Raw genomic sequence first — 13,426 nt, 5'->3', positions numbered from 1 at the left:
CCCGGGCGCGGGCGGGCCTACCTCGTTATCCTCAGCTCCTTTATCTCCTCCAGGAAGCTCCTGCCGGGCCCCTCGGTGAAGTGCTTCCTCGCGGGCGCCAGTATCTCGGCCAGCTCGCGCGATAAAGCCTCCTTTAGGTCCGCCGGGTGCACGAGCCTCTCCCGGAAGGCTTCCTCGAGCTCGCCGTACGTGTTGAAAGCCCTCCTCTCCCCTGTCTTCTTGTTTACAACCTCGAAGGGCTCCTTCCTGTTCCTGAAGACTATGTACCTAGCTATCTCGAGCAGGGGGTTCATCTCGACCTCGCCCGCGGGGCAGAATGCCCTGCCTATCTTGCTCCTGATTTCCTCCTCGGAGTCGTGTATGAATAGCGCGGTCTCGGGCTTCGACTTCGACATCTTAATGTTCACGAGGGTCTCGCGGAAGAGCTCCTTGTCCCCGGAGTTCTTCGCCTCTACGAGCTTCTTCCAGTCGCTGGCGTCGAGCTGGAGCCCCGGGAGGAGGTGGTGATGGAGGGCTACGGGCTTGTACCCGAACAGCTTTTCTCCGACCTCGATCGCTATAACGTGGGCTTTCCTCTGATCCATGCCGCCGTGCGGTATGTTGACGCCCATGCTGAAGATGTCCGCCACCTGCATGGGCACGTAGAGTAGCTGTGCGAAGCTAAGCGCCTCCGACTCCGACCTCCCGAGGATGGTTACAGACCTCCTGACGCGCGACAGTGTCGTCTCCATGGAAACCCTCAGCACGTTCGTGAAGTAGTCTAGTCCAAGCTTCTCGTAGAGCTCCGACCCGAGGATGAACTCCGTTTTGTCGGGGTCTCCCCCCACTATCCTCAGCGAAACCCTCAAGGCCTCCTTGAAGTAGCCGCCGGCAACCCTCCTTATCACGTCGAGGTCCCCTCCAAGCTTCCTGTTGATCCAGCTGTGGTAGTCCGCCAGGAACACCTTAGTCTTCACGCCGACGCTCTGGAGGTCCGCCACTTTCTGCATGGAGATAAGCCCGGTACCGAGGTGGACGAGCCCGGAGATCTCGAAGCCTATATAGTGCACCAGTGGCACTCCGTTTTCGACCAAGCTCTTCAGCCTGTCCGGCGTGAGCAACTCCTCTGTTGGCTCCCGCAAAGCGGCTTCAACAACCTTCTCTGGATCCAAAGCCGACACCCCCGAGAGCGTAGAACACAGCACTCAAATATCTTTCTACTCTACTATCGCGTACCTCTCCGCCCTAAGAACGTTGACCACGGCGGCCAGGCTCGAAGCCAGCGAGAGAAGGGCTAGCTCCGCTATGGGTATCCCCTTGAAGCCCGCCATCGTGGCCTCGCTGCTCACGGAGAAGTCGTAGCTACCCTTACCCGAAACGGTGCACCTGCCGTAGGCATCGCAGGCGAGGACGTCGGTGGTCACGTGGCCCTGCCCCCTGTCTAGCAACCCGTAGGAGTCGAACGAGAGGTTAGCCTTTATCGTTATCTCGACGGGTAAGCCGTTGACGACTCCCCTCAGGCTTTTATCCACGGAGATACTCTTTCCGGCGGCCTGGCTGTTGTAGAGGAGGTTGGCAGCCCTGAGGCGGTTTACAACGACCCTCACGCCGCTACTCGATATGGGGGTGACGTCCAGGACTCCGCCCGGCTGGAGCTGGATTATCACGCTTTCAGAATCGTTGACGCCTCTACCCGTGACGCTCACCGTTAACACCTTGTTCACACCCCCCGTGGTCTCCGCCTCTACAGCCGAGTAGACTGCCGCGGCCGCGACGAGCCCTATCAGCACCGCTACGACTGCCTTGCTGAGCCTCGTGAAGCCCCTCTCAGTGAAGAATATGTTCCTGAAGAAGTAGTGCATCGAAGAGTACAGCCTGAGCAGCCCTATCCTCTCCTCGCTGACGAGCACCGGAAGTAGCGCGAGCCCGCCTATAAACCCCCCTGCGTGCGCGAATACCGCGACGCCGAGGCTAGCCCCCAGGAACCCCTGCAGTATCTGTAGCGCGAACCAGAACACGAGGTAAGCCGCCGCTTTCATGGTGAAGCATAGCGGGATGAATACGTAAAAGAAGCACATCGTGAGCCTGGTCCCCGGGAACAGCAGGAGGTACGCGCCTAGAACCCCGCTTATAGCACCGCTGGCACCGAGGGCCGGCACGAAAGCCGAGCTCGCGCCCTCTATGGGTAGGAACGCCGTGTGGAAGACGCTCGCAAGGATACCGCTCGCGAAGTAAAGCAGGAAGTACCTCTCGCTACCGAGGACTGCCTCGACGCTCTTCCCGAACGTGTAGAGGTAAAGCATGTTGAAGAATATGTGCGCCAGGTTGGCGTGCAGGAACATCGAAGTGAAGAGCCTGTAGAGGTGCTCGGGCCTCGCGAAGTACGCTGGGACAAACGCGAACGCGTTAACCCAGGCGTCGGAGACCGCGAGGAAGCCGTTCTCGTAGCTCGACACGAGGTAGACCGCCACGTTTACGAGTATTATTCCAAGCGTGACCGGGGCTCCACGCCTCTCTATGTCCTCGTAGTCTCGCTGAAACGGCAAACCCATACGTCTCGGGTAAATAGCGCGCACCGGCGTATTAAAACCATATCGCGCGCACTCGAAGGAGAGCCGGGAGTACTTTCAGCAATTCTTTGAGAGTCGCGCGCTAATCGCCCGGGAGAATGCTCAGCATCTCCTCTAGCTCCCTTGCCCTCACGCCGCGCCTCTCCCTGAGCCACTTCACGTACGCTTCGTCGACATTCCTGCTGGTAACCAGGTAGTCGAAGACGTACTCCACGAGCTCCCTCACCCAGCCCTCGGAGCCCACGTCCGGCTCGTCCGTGGGGGGATACGGGAGCCCCCAGACGTCCACGTTCGTCGCACCGGGGACGCTGAAGCTGGAGACCGTCACGTACCCCTCGCGCACCGGGACCTCACTCCTTGAGAGAAGCTTCCTCCACTCCTCCAGCCTAACCTCCCCGGTAACCCTAACCCTGAGCAGCGCCGACAGGAACTCTCCCGCGCTACGGTAAAGCCCCTCGAGCTTGTCCCCGTAGCAGGCTACGCGCGCCCCGAGCACCCGGAGGGACCTGATCAGTGGCTCCTCCACCCAGAGCCAGCCCCTGTAGAACTCCGGCATACCCCTCCTCGCCTCCTCGACCACCCTGTCCCAGCCTACCTCGCCGCGCGCGTAGAGGTTAACGACACGCTCCATCTCCCTGGGGTACGGAACGTAGACGCCGCGAATCTCCTCGCCGAGGTCTAGAAGCTTCTCCGAGAGCTTCAACCGCGCCAACCTGAGCCTGGGACCCCTCAGTACTACGGGCATCCCGCGTAGTGTAAAAAGCCTTAACCTTTTAAGGCTTTTCCAGAAGCAACGGTTATTAGGGTCTGGCTCGACGAGTAGACGTGTACCCGGCGCACGCGGTGGCCGCGGTTAGTTGCGTGGTTAAAAAGGGAGGAAAGTTCCTCCTCGTTAAGCGCGGGAAGGACCCCGGCAGGGGGCTTTGGGCTTTCCCGGGCGGCGTCATAGAGGCTGGGGAAGGGGTGTTCGACGCGGCTAAGCGGGAGCTGTACGAGGAGACCGGGCTGTCCGCTAACCCTCTGGGCGTGGTCGGCGTCACAGAGGTTATACACACTGATGGAGGCAGGGTCAAGCACCACTACGTGATACTGAGCGTCTTGTTCGACGAGGAGAGCCTGGAGGGCTCCCCGAGGGCCGGGGGAGACGTGGAGGAAGTGGCTTGGATGAGCCTCGACGAGATTCTGGGCAGGGGAGACGTGGTCGCCTCGGTTAAAGCACTATCCGCGGACCTGCAGGGCGGGCCGTGTACACTGGGAGTCTACACGCTGAGGCTTCGGGGGTAGCCCGCGTAGCGGGGCTCCTAGCGCTCCTCGAGCTCTAGAACCTCCTTCTTACCCTTCTCCAACTCCTTTACTTGCTCTGGGTCGAGCCTCTCGAGTAGCGAGAGGAACTCTCCTACATGCGTCTTCTCTTCGCGGGCTATGTCCTCGAAGACTTTCCTCGCGAGAGGATCGTCCGTAGCGTTTGCAAGCTGGAGGTAGAGGTTTACCGCGTCGAGCTCGGCGATTATGGAGAGCCTGACTGCCTGGGCGAGCTCCTCCTTAGAGAACTTCCTGCCGGGCGGAACTTCCAATGGGTTTTTCGCGAGCATAATCTAAGTTCGCGTTGCCCCTTTAAAAGCTTGCCTATAGCCGTTAAGGATATATACTCGCAAGCGCCGAGAGTACCAGGATGATGACTTTGCCGAGTGTTGAGCAGTGAAAGACCATTCATGGACTGACGTTTTCAAGCCTCCTTTGAGTACTCCTTGACGCGTAGCCCGAGGAGCTTCGAGACGCTTTTAACCTCCCTTACGACGTCGCCGGGCATTACGAGGTGGTGGTTCGCGGGTGCCACCAGCGGGATTACCTCCGCGTCGAAGTCGAACTCCACGTGTGCCTGCGTCCTGCACATCGCTCGGCTGATAAAGCCAGAGCGCACCACCCTGCCCCTAGCTACGTAGACCTCCGAGAGGTCCCGTGAAAGCGAGGCCACCGTTACCTCACCGGGCTGAAGCTGGGACGCCACTGCTACCGGGTAGCCGCTCTCGAAGTGGTCTACCAGGCTGGGAGCCCTGGCGATGTCGAACGCTATCGTGCAGTGAGAGAAGACCCCGACCCTGCCCTCGAAGTGCGTAGCGTTGGCTATCCACCCCGAGGACCCTGTAAGCTCCCTTGAGACGAGCATTAAGAGCGCCGAGTAGAGGTCAGCCTCGCAGGCCGCCGCGAAGCCGTCCGCGTTCAGGAGCGCCAGCGCAACGCAGGGGGATACGCGGTGCTCTACGAGGTAGGGGAAGCAGTCAACGGCGACCGCGTCGAGCCTTTTCTCCTCGGAGAGCCTCCTCAACGCGTAGTACACCCCGCCGACGTGCTCGAGGCTTGAGCGGTACAACTCGAAGCCCGGGACCCCCGACACCCTGGAAAGGAAGGACTCCACAGCCTCTCTGGGAGCGGACTCTGCGGCGGAGAAAAGCTCCTCGGCGGGCACCACTTCGATAGTCCAGCCGAGCCTCGACGAGAAGACATCCGCGTAGCGAGGCTTAGAGCCCACCACGCCCACCCTCGCCCCCAGAACCCGGCCTGCTCCTCGGGCAACTCTGACAGCCGCGCTCGCCGCGGCGGCGCAGTTGCCGTCCGAGAAGGAGCCGCAGTGGAAGAGAGCTACACCGACCCCCCTGGATTCGAGAGCCGCTCTCGCAGAGATCGCCGAGGCTAGGCTGTTGTGCTCGCCCTGCGCTAATAGCGCCACAGCCCTGAAGCCTCCTTCCGAGGCGAACTCCTGTATCAACCCGCTGGTCCCGCCGGTTAAGACTACGGCTAAGGGGAGGGAGCCCCTAAGCTCCTCGACGGCTTTCTTCAAGGTGTCGCGCTCCGCGACCACCTCGGGGTAGACGGGTACGCGGAGAACGCTCGAAACGTAGCTGTACGCCTGCCTGTAGTAGCCCTCCCCGTGGATCCTCGAGGCGAAGGCTACCGCGTATACGTTCACGAGCTAGTAACTGCGGAGAGGCTAAAAAGCATTGTCGCGCGAGCTTCGCGGGGGGCTCTGCATTTTTCTAAGCTGGCTGAGCGTTTAGCTTATGCGAGTGGAGTAAGCGAAGAGTAGCGCGGCGATCAGCGAGAGAGTTGCGCTGTAGGTGAACGCTACCGCCCTGCCCGCAGTGTCCCACAGGTAGCCTACGACGGTCATACCGGCTAAGGTTGCGAGACCCGTGGCTATGTAGAAGACGCCGTACACGGTTCCCCGAAGCTCTGGAGGAGCAAACCTCGGCAGGATAGCCCTGGAGACTGTCTCGTAGCTCCCGAAGAACACCCCGTAGAGTACGACTGCTACGGCGAAGCCCGCAAGGTTCTCCGTCCTCGCGAGGGCTATCGACGCGAGGGCGAAGAAGACTAGGGAGCCTACGAGGACCTTCTCCTTGCCTACCCTGTCCGAGAGTACGCCTGAGGGGTAGCCTACGGCCGTGTGGAACAGGTTTATGGCAAGGTAGACTAGGGGTACCAGGTCGGCGGCTACGCCCACCTCCCTTGACCTCACGAGCAGGAAGGAGAAGTCGTAGTATCCGAGGCCCATCACGGCGAAAGCGGCGAGCACGAGTAGCAGCCTCTTGTTGCCCAGCACCTGTCTTGCGCCTTTAAGGATCCTGGCCTCCCTGCTCTCCGTCTTCACGTCTACGACGAAGGCTAGCAGTATAGCCAGGGCGATCACCGCGGGAATGAAGGAGACTAGGAAGAGGTTCCTCGGCCCTATGAGCGGCAATAGTAGCGTTGCGAGGAGGGGACCTATCATGGCTCCACTCTGGTCGATCGTTCTGTGAAGCCCGAAGGCTTTCCCAGAGGATTCCTCGTCTATGGACTGGCTTATCAAGGCGTCACGCGGCGAGGTTCTGATACCCTTACCTGTGCGGTCGAGGGCTTTTACGACCAGTGCGTCCCAAGGGCTATGGGCGAACGCGAACAGCGGCTTCGAGACCGCGCTCAGGGAGTAGCCGGCGAACACGAGCGCTTTTCTACGTCCAAGTCTGTCGGATATGTACCCGCTCACGAGCCTGAAGAAGTAGTTCGCGAGCTCTCCGATACCCTCGATGAGCCCGAGTAGCGCGCGGGTAGCCCCAAGCTCCTGGACGAGGAACACGGGGAGGTAGCCGTTAATCATCTCCGTTGAAACATCGGTGAAGAGGCTGACGAAGCCCAGCGCGTAGACGTTCCTTATCCCCGGCTTCCCGTCTTTCTCCGGCACGGTTACGCGTACAACCCGTGAATATATACGCGTTTCGGATTCGAACAGCAAAAAGTAGATATATTCTTAGACGAAGTTGTCGAAGTGTGAGTACAGCAGAAAAGCTCCCGTGCGCAGATTTCCTTCTGTCCAGGAGGAGCGTGAGGAAGTTCTCAGACGAGCCGGTCCCAGACGAGCTGATCTACAGGGCAATAGACATCGCGAGGTTTGCTCCCAGCGCACACAACGCCCAGCCGTGGAGCTTCCTAGTAGTCAAAGACCGGGAGAAGCTGGAGAAGCTCGCAAAGATACACAGGTGGTCGAAGCCCATAGCGAACTCGAAGGTCGCGATAATAGTGTTCTCGGACGAGAAGGTTTCCCCGAAGTCCCACCTCGTCGACGGCGCCATAGTGGCTACGTACCTTTGGCTCGCGCTGCACTGCCTAGGCCTCTCGACGGTCTGGATCTACACCCTGGAGCAAGCGGAGGAGATTAGGCGGATAGTCAACGCCCCGCCGCACCTGTTCCCCGTCGCGATATTCCCCGTAGGCTTCCCGGCGGAGTCGCCGCCGCCGAGGCCTAGGCGGAGCCTAGAGGAGCTTGTTCACGTCGACTCGTACTGAGAGTCGAGTAGCCAGTCCCTTTTTACTTCTTCGTAGTAGTCGAGGACGCGGGAGGCTAGGCGCACGACGGCCTCTTTCGGCACCTCTCCGGCCTTCGGGCACGCAGGGTCGACGTGTACCCAGAGCTTAGGGCTGTACGCCAGCGGGTAGAGCCGGCACGCCGTAGGCCGGTCCTCGTATATGGTGCAGGCGTTGGTGGTGGGGTCGAGGAAGACGCAGTGGGAGTCGACGTTTTTCAGTACGGGTACGCCCGCCCTGTACTCAGCGAAGTCCTCGAACCTGTAGCCCCTGGAGGTTATCCGCTCGATGTCCCTGCGCGTTAGGGGTACTACCGCCTTGTAGCAACACTTGCCGCACAGCCTGCCGTTTACCCGGCAGTCTATCTTCAGTTCCTCCATACGGCGCGTTAAGGCCTGAAGCCAAACACTCTCTCTACGAGAGAGCCGAAGAGGTAGCCTACGAGCACCACGAGGAATACTATGGAGGTGTTTTCGAGGAACTCTCTCAGGAAGTTGCCCCCGAGGATGACCGAGCTGAAGTACGAGAACGCCGCGAGGGCGGCTACGGCTAGCGCGACGGACGCGGCTAGCGCGGTTGCCACCGAGGGTACGAGGAAGAAGGGGGATGTGAGCATAACCACTGTCAACATGTACATTAGCCCCGTTACCAGCGCGTTTACAGCCGGGCTCTTACCCTTCTCCTGCTTTGCCTGCAGGTAAGCCGCGGCCGCCATGGACATCGAGGCGCTTATACCGACTATCAGGCCCGAAATCCCCGTGTAGATCGGCGAAGAAGTGTAGCCGAGGAACCCCGCGTGGACGCCTGAAAGCTCTATGATGGCGTCGGACATGCCGAGAGCCATGGCGCCCAGGTGCCTGACAGCGAACTCGTCTATCTGCGAGGCGAGCGCCTCCTCGTGGTACTTCTCGTCCTCTATTATCCCCTTCAACGCCTCTCTCTGCTCCTCGGAGAGCCCGGCGGACTCGAGCACCCTTACGTACTCCTCGACCACCCTCCCCTCGTGCCTCTCGAGAAACTTGATTATGAACACTTTTCCCAGAATCCTCGACGAGAGGACTAGGAAGGCTAGCTTCAGGCGGTCCCACCTTCCGAGCTCGACGCTCCCCGAGAACCTCGACCAGAACTCGTAGTGGCTTCTCTCCTGCTGTGAAAGCTTCTCGAGGATCTCCCTGTTCGCCGGGTTCTTCTCTATGCCCGCCAGCCTCCTGTAGAGCTCCGAGTCAAACAGCTCGTCCAAGGCGTACTCCGCGAACGGCATACCGGTAGCACCCGCTCTACAACGTCTACGATGCGCGGCGGCGAGATAAAAACCTAAGCGCTCTACTGCTTCTGCTTTACCTTCTCGAATACCTCCATAGCTTCGCTCCAAGTCGGTATCTCGTGCGACCCAAGCCGGGTTACCTTCAGCCCTGCCACCACGGTTGCGAACCTCACGGCATCCCGGAGGTCGAACCTCTTCAAGCCCATGAGTAGCCCCGCCGCGAACGCGTCGCCGGCCCCCGTGGTGTCGACGACGGTCTCGGGCCTGTACGCGGGGACCTCGAACTCCTCGTCCTTGGAGACCACGTAGACGCCCCTGCTACCCCGCTTAACTATCACTAAGCCCGCCCCCTCGCCTAGTAGCACGTTCGCGGCCTCCTTGACGTCTTCTACGCCGGCTATCGCCTTCACCTCTATCTCGTTGGGTAGCACTATGTCCGCAAGCCTGACTATGGGTTTGAGCGCCTCGATCCCCATCCTCGCCTGCCTGCGCCCCGGGTCCCACGAGACCCTCACTCCCAGCTCCTTCGCCGCCTTCGCCACGAAAGCCGAGGTGTCAACCCTGAGGCTGGCTATGTGGAGGTGCCCCGTCTCCTTGAGTATCTTGAGGTTCACCTCCTCGGGTTGAAGGGACTCGGCGACCCCCTTGTCCCCGTACATCACTATCTGCCCCTGGGAGTCGATGATCACTATCGTGAAGCCCGTCTTGCCGTTCAGCGCGTCTATCCTAACGTTGGAGATGTCGACCCCCTCCCTTACGAGGTCTTCGAGGGCGTTCTTCCCGAAGTCGTCGAACCCCACCTTCCCTATGACGGCGGAGCGCCCCCCGAGCCTCCTAACCCCTATCGCGACGTTCGCCGCGCTTCCCCCGACGCCGTGGCTCTGGCTCTTAATGACGCCCTCCCTGTCGGGCGTTGCGAAGGCGTCTACGCAGAACCTCAAGTCCAGGAGTATGTGCCCGAGCGTTACAACGTCGTAGAACGCCATCCCGCCTCACTGCCCCCCGGCTTTCCTCAAAGCCTCTTCGGGAGCGTAGCCTTCGTGCACAACGTACATTATCGCCTTAGCCGCGAGGGTGGGGTCCTCGTGCTGGAAGATGTTCCTACCGACGACGACGCCCTGCGCGCCGGCGTCCATCACGCTCTTCACGACGTAGAGGAAGTCCAGCAGAGTCCTCGCCTTCGCGCCGCCGCTCATAAGCACCGGTACGCCGGCGGCTACCTCGACCACCCTCCTGAAGCTCTCGGTGCTCCCCGTGTAGTAAGTCTTGATCAGGTCTGCCCCGCTCTCGATGGCTGCGCGGACACCGTACCTCACAACCTCCACGTCGTACATGTTCTTTATCGCGGGGCCCCTCGGGTACGAGAGTTGCAGGCAAGGCAACCCGTAGGTCTCCGCGGCCCTCTTCACCTGGAACCAGCGCTCCAGCATCAAGTCCTCGAAGTTGCTCCCCCAGTACACGGTTGCCGCGACAGCGTCGGCGCCCAGCGCGACGGCGTCCTCCACGAAGCCGAACGGGCTTTGAAGCAGCTTCTCTGCCTCGGGCCTCAGGCTAGTCTTGCTAGTCACCTTGACTATCAGCGGCACCTTTCCCTGCCAAACCTCGCTGGTCAGAGCCGCTATGCCCGGTAGCATCATGACGGCGTCCACCTCCCCGACAACCTTGGAGAGGATCTTCCTCGGGTTCACAGTCTCCCCTGGGAAGTCGCCTGGACCGTGCTCGACTCCGTGGTCGAACGCGAACACTACGGCCTTGCCGTCTCTAAGTATCCTGCCGAGCCTAACTCTCTTACCTATGTACCCATAACCCATTTTCTATCGATTCCTACATACCGCATACTTCGTAAAAATACTCTTTGTAATCATCGACGGTAATCATTGGCGTCAGGTATATCTGCCGGGGGGCTGTTCCTATCCACGTGAAGGTAGCCAGGGTAAGCGAGATAAAGCTTCTCGACAGGGAGGCCGCGGAGAAGTACGGCGTAAAGGAGGAGATCCTGATGGAGAATGCCGGCGCCAGCGTAGCCAGGCTTGCCGTGTCGCTCATAGGGCTCCCCATGAGCGCGGCAGTTGTCTGCGGGCCGGGGAACAACGGGGGAGACGGGCTCGTAGCGGCTAGGCACCTTTCAAGCATGGGCGCGGACGTCAAGGTCTTCCTGGTGGCGGCCCCGGACAAGCTGGCAGGCATAGTCAAGGAGAACTACGAGCGCGTAGTCAAGGCCGGGATAGCCGTGGAAGTAGTGGATGAGGAGAGGGCGGAGGGGCTCTCCGAGGAGCTCTCCCTCTTCGACGTCGTCGTAGACGCGCTGTTCGGGACGGGCCTCTCCAGGCCCCTGGAGGGTGTCTACAGGAAGGTTGTAGAGGCGATAAACGGTAGCGGTTCCCTAGTGATAAGCGTCGACATCCCCTCGGGGGTCCACGGGGACACGGGGCAGGTTCTAGGCGTAGCTGTGAGAGCTGACTACACCGTGACGTTCGGGCTCCCGAAGCTCGGGAACCTCATGTACCCCGGCGCCGAGCTAGGAGGCGAGCTGTACGTACACCACATCTCCTACCCCAGGGCGTTGCTCGAGGACAGCCGGTTGAAGGTGGAGACGAACGACCCCGTACCCCTGCCGCCGAGGAGGCCGGACACGCACAAGGGGGACTACGGGAAGGCGCTGTTCGTCGCGGGCTCGCGCAGGTACATGGGGGCACCCCTGCTCTGCTCAAAGTCCTTCCTGAAGGCGGGCGGCGGGTACTCTAGGCTCGCGACGATTAAGTCCATCGTGCCGTTCCTAGGCGTGAGGGCCCCTGAGGTGGTCTACGAGGCGCTCGAGGAGACAGCCTCGGGCACGGTCGCCTACGGCAACCTCGAGAGGATACTGGAGCTCTCGAAGTCCTCGGACATAGTGGCCGTGGGGCCGGGGCTCGGGCTCGAGGAGGAGACGCTGAGGCTTGTCTGCGACCTAGCTAGGAGCGTCGAGAAGCCGCTCATAGTGGACGGCGACGGCCTCACCGCGGTTGCCCGATGCGGCGAGTACATCTCGGAGAGAAGGGCTCCCACAGTGCTCACCCCGCACGCCGGCGAGATGTCGAGGCTGACGGGGAAGAGCGTGGAGGAGGTAAGGGCGTCCCGGGTCGACGCGGCGCTGGAGCTCGCCGGGAAGCTTAAAGCCTACGTGGTGCTCAAAGGGGCTCACACGGTCATAGCAACCCCGGATGGGAGGGCGTACATCAACCTGTCGGGCAACCCCGGCATGGCGACCGCGGGCTCCGGGGACGTGCTGGTAGGGGCCATAGCGGCGCTCTACGGGCTCGGCCTGGGCTTCGAGGAGGCTGTGAGGATGGGCGTCTTCGTGCACGGGCTCGCAGGGGACATAGCGGCGGAGGAGCGCGGGCAGGACGGCTTAACTTCAGTGACTCTGATGAACTACCTCCCCAAGGCTCTGAGGGCGCTGAGGGAAGACTTCGAGAGCGTGCTCGAAAGGTATACCATTAAGGTCCTGCCGTAGGGGACTATGCTGGACCCCCTCGAATACCTGCTGAGGCCCAGCGTCCTCGGCGAGATGTCGGACTTCCTGAAGGGGCGCTGGGTAGCGGTGCACTGCTCCAGGAAGATGAAGGACGGCAGACAGCTCCTCGTCAGGTACGCCGGGGGATCCCCCCTCAAGGCTTCGAGCCCCGCAGAGCTCGCGGCCCTCCTCAGGAGGCTCGGGCGCCTCGGGCCCAGGGCCGTTTACGGCACGGCTAATGTCTACGCGAAGCTGGAGACGAGGGAGGACGCCCTGAACTACTCCGGGAACGTGCTGAGGAGGACCGTGACGTGGGACATAGACTCGCTCCCGGAGCACTGGAGGGCGACGATCGAGGCGGCGCGCGCGATCGTAGACTACCTGGAGAGGGAGGGGGTAGTCAAGAGCGTGTGGCTGAAGTGGAGCGGGCGCGGAATGCACGTACACCTGCACGAGTACGCGGTGACCAGCGAGGTTATCGAGAAGCACGGCGTGCTCGACGCCACGTGGTCCCTGGCCCAGCTAGTCTTGGAGGAGGTCAAGGAGAAGATCCGCGAGGTCAACGCGAAGCACGGGTCGAAGATAAAGGTCGAGAACCTCATGGACCCCCAGAGGGTCTTCACGGCGCCCCTAAGCCTCCACAGGGCCCTGGACGTTGCGTGCGTAGCGCTGAAGCCCGAGCAACTGGACGACTTCGAGCCCTCGTGGACGAACCCGGAAAGCCCCGTCCACAACCCCTCGTGGCGCGCATACGAGGAGGGCGAGGCGGATCACCTGGCGGAGAAGGCCGTCGGGCGCATAGGCGGGTACCTCGGGAAGCCCCGCGCACAGCCCGTAGCCCCGCGCGCCCCTGTCCCCGTGCTCGAAAACCCCTCCGGGTCCCTCGCAGAGGTGAGGCTACGCTTCAACCCGTACCCCGGCCCGCTGAAGGGAAGGAAGCTCTACCTGGACCCTATGAAGGCGGTGAGGCTCCTCGAGGACGTCCTGAGCCACTACGTGCTCGGAAACATAGGACTAGAGGAGGCGGTCAGGTACCTGGAGGCTACGAGGACAGTCACGCTGAAGGCCCAGGGGTACTCCAAGGCTGACCTCGAGCTCCTCGAGAAGCTCTACGACGAGGCCGTAAGGGTGTTGCTCCAGAAGAGTAGGGAGGAAGTCGAGGAGTGGCTTAGGAGAGGGGGTCGGTAAGGCCGGGAAGCCTCATCGATCGGCAGGTAGCCGAACTCCTCATCCCGCGAGAGAATTAGGCACAGCGATAAATGCTTTACCCTAGTTATGTTT

At 61.3% G+C, this 13,426-nt stretch carries 14 protein-coding genes; 4 read left to right on the top strand and 10 right to left on the bottom strand.

Going from position 1 to position 13,426, the window contains the following annotated elements; all coding sequences use genetic code 11:
• Positions 1–17: 17 nt before the first annotated feature.
• The 3 genes from TPEN_RS08470 to TPEN_RS08460 all read right to left on the bottom strand — a co-directional run bounded on the left by TPEN_RS08470 (position 18) and on the right by TPEN_RS08460 (position 3,294).
• Positions 18–1,151 (bottom strand): tyrosine--tRNA ligase, encoded by a 1,134-nt coding sequence (locus TPEN_RS08470; RefSeq protein ID WP_052885408.1) that lies wholly within the window; start codon positions 1,149–1,151, stop codon positions 18–20.
• 45 nt (positions 1,152–1,196) lie between these two features.
• Positions 1,197–2,531 (bottom strand): rhomboid family intramembrane serine protease, encoded by a 1,335-nt coding sequence (locus TPEN_RS08465; protein WP_011753318.1) that lies wholly within the window; start codon positions 2,529–2,531, stop codon positions 1,197–1,199.
• Between the two features lie 100 nt (positions 2,532–2,631).
• Positions 2,632–3,294, bottom strand: a complete 663-nt coding sequence (locus TPEN_RS08460) for a hypothetical protein (RefSeq protein ID WP_011753317.1) — start codon at positions 3,292–3,294, stop codon at positions 2,632–2,634.
• An 80-nt stretch (positions 3,295–3,374) separates the two neighbouring features.
• Between TPEN_RS08460 and TPEN_RS08455 the strand changes: the two genes are divergently transcribed.
• Entirely contained in the window at positions 3,375–3,833 is a 459-nt protein-coding gene (locus tag TPEN_RS08455; protein WP_011753316.1) for an NUDIX hydrolase, read from the top strand.
• A 17-nt stretch (positions 3,834–3,850) separates the two neighbouring features.
• Here TPEN_RS08455 and TPEN_RS08450 read toward each other — a convergent pair whose 3' ends face one another.
• The 3 genes from TPEN_RS08450 to TPEN_RS08440 all read right to left on the bottom strand — a co-directional run bounded on the left by TPEN_RS08450 (position 3,851) and on the right by TPEN_RS08440 (position 6,768).
• Positions 3,851–4,141 carry a ferritin family protein gene (locus TPEN_RS08450; RefSeq protein ID WP_011753315.1) on the bottom strand — a complete coding sequence of 97 codons (291 nt, stop codon included), beginning with the start codon at positions 4,139–4,141 and terminating at the stop codon, positions 3,851–3,853.
• A 134-nt stretch (positions 4,142–4,275) separates the two neighbouring features.
• On the bottom strand, positions 4,276–5,517 hold the full coding sequence (locus TPEN_RS08445; protein ID WP_011753314.1) for a hypothetical protein: 1,242 nt from the start codon (positions 5,515–5,517) through the stop codon (positions 4,276–4,278).
• Between the two features lie 84 nt (positions 5,518–5,601).
• On the bottom strand, positions 5,602–6,768 hold the full coding sequence (locus TPEN_RS08440) for an MFS transporter (protein WP_011753313.1): 1,167 nt from the start codon (positions 6,766–6,768) through the stop codon (positions 5,602–5,604).
• 86 nt (positions 6,769–6,854) lie between these two features.
• On the opposite strand from TPEN_RS08440, the gene TPEN_RS08435 reads away from it, so the two are divergent.
• Positions 6,855–7,370: a nitroreductase family protein gene (locus TPEN_RS08435; protein WP_011753312.1), complete on the top strand. Its 516-nt coding sequence runs from the start codon at positions 6,855–6,857 to the stop codon at positions 7,368–7,370.
• Here the strand turns inward: TPEN_RS08435 and TPEN_RS08430 are convergent.
• The 4 genes from TPEN_RS08430 to fba form a co-directional block, all read right to left on the bottom strand.
• Positions 7,352–7,768, bottom strand: a complete 417-nt coding sequence (locus TPEN_RS08430) for a YkgJ family cysteine cluster protein (RefSeq protein WP_011753311.1) — start codon at positions 7,766–7,768, stop codon at positions 7,352–7,354. The genes TPEN_RS08435 and TPEN_RS08430 overlap by 19 nt on opposite strands.
• A gap of 8 nt (positions 7,769–7,776) precedes the next feature.
• On the bottom strand, positions 7,777–8,649 hold the full coding sequence (locus TPEN_RS08425) for a VIT1/CCC1 transporter family protein (protein ID WP_011753310.1): 873 nt from the start codon (positions 8,647–8,649) through the stop codon (positions 7,777–7,779).
• Between the two features lie 62 nt (positions 8,650–8,711).
• Positions 8,712–9,638: a carbohydrate kinase family protein gene (locus TPEN_RS08420; RefSeq protein ID WP_011753309.1), complete on the bottom strand. Its 927-nt coding sequence runs from the start codon at positions 9,636–9,638 to the stop codon at positions 8,712–8,714.
• A 6-nt stretch (positions 9,639–9,644) separates the two neighbouring features.
• Positions 9,645–10,463: a class I fructose-bisphosphate aldolase gene (gene fba, locus TPEN_RS08415; protein ID WP_011753308.1), complete on the bottom strand. Its 819-nt coding sequence runs from the start codon at positions 10,461–10,463 to the stop codon at positions 9,645–9,647.
• 107 nt (positions 10,464–10,570) lie between these two features.
• Here fba and TPEN_RS08410 point away from each other — a divergent pair, with 107 nt between their 5' ends.
• Positions 10,571–12,145, top strand: a complete 1,575-nt coding sequence (locus tag TPEN_RS08410) for an NAD(P)H-hydrate dehydratase (RefSeq protein ID WP_011753307.1) — start codon at positions 10,571–10,573, stop codon at positions 12,143–12,145.
• Between the two features lie 6 nt (positions 12,146–12,151).
• Positions 12,152–13,333 carry a hypothetical protein gene (locus tag TPEN_RS08405; protein ID WP_011753306.1) on the top strand — a complete coding sequence of 394 codons (1,182 nt, stop codon included), beginning with the start codon at positions 12,152–12,154 and terminating at the stop codon, positions 13,331–13,333.
• The last annotated feature ends 93 nt before the right edge of the window (positions 13,334–13,426 follow it).

Source organism: Thermofilum pendens Hrk 5 (assembly GCF_000015225.1).
In the GTDB taxonomy this organism is placed as follows: domain Archaea; phylum Thermoproteota; class Thermoprotei; order Thermofilales; family Thermofilaceae; genus Thermofilum; species Thermofilum pendens.
This window is presented reverse-complemented; position numbering and strand designations above follow the sequence as displayed.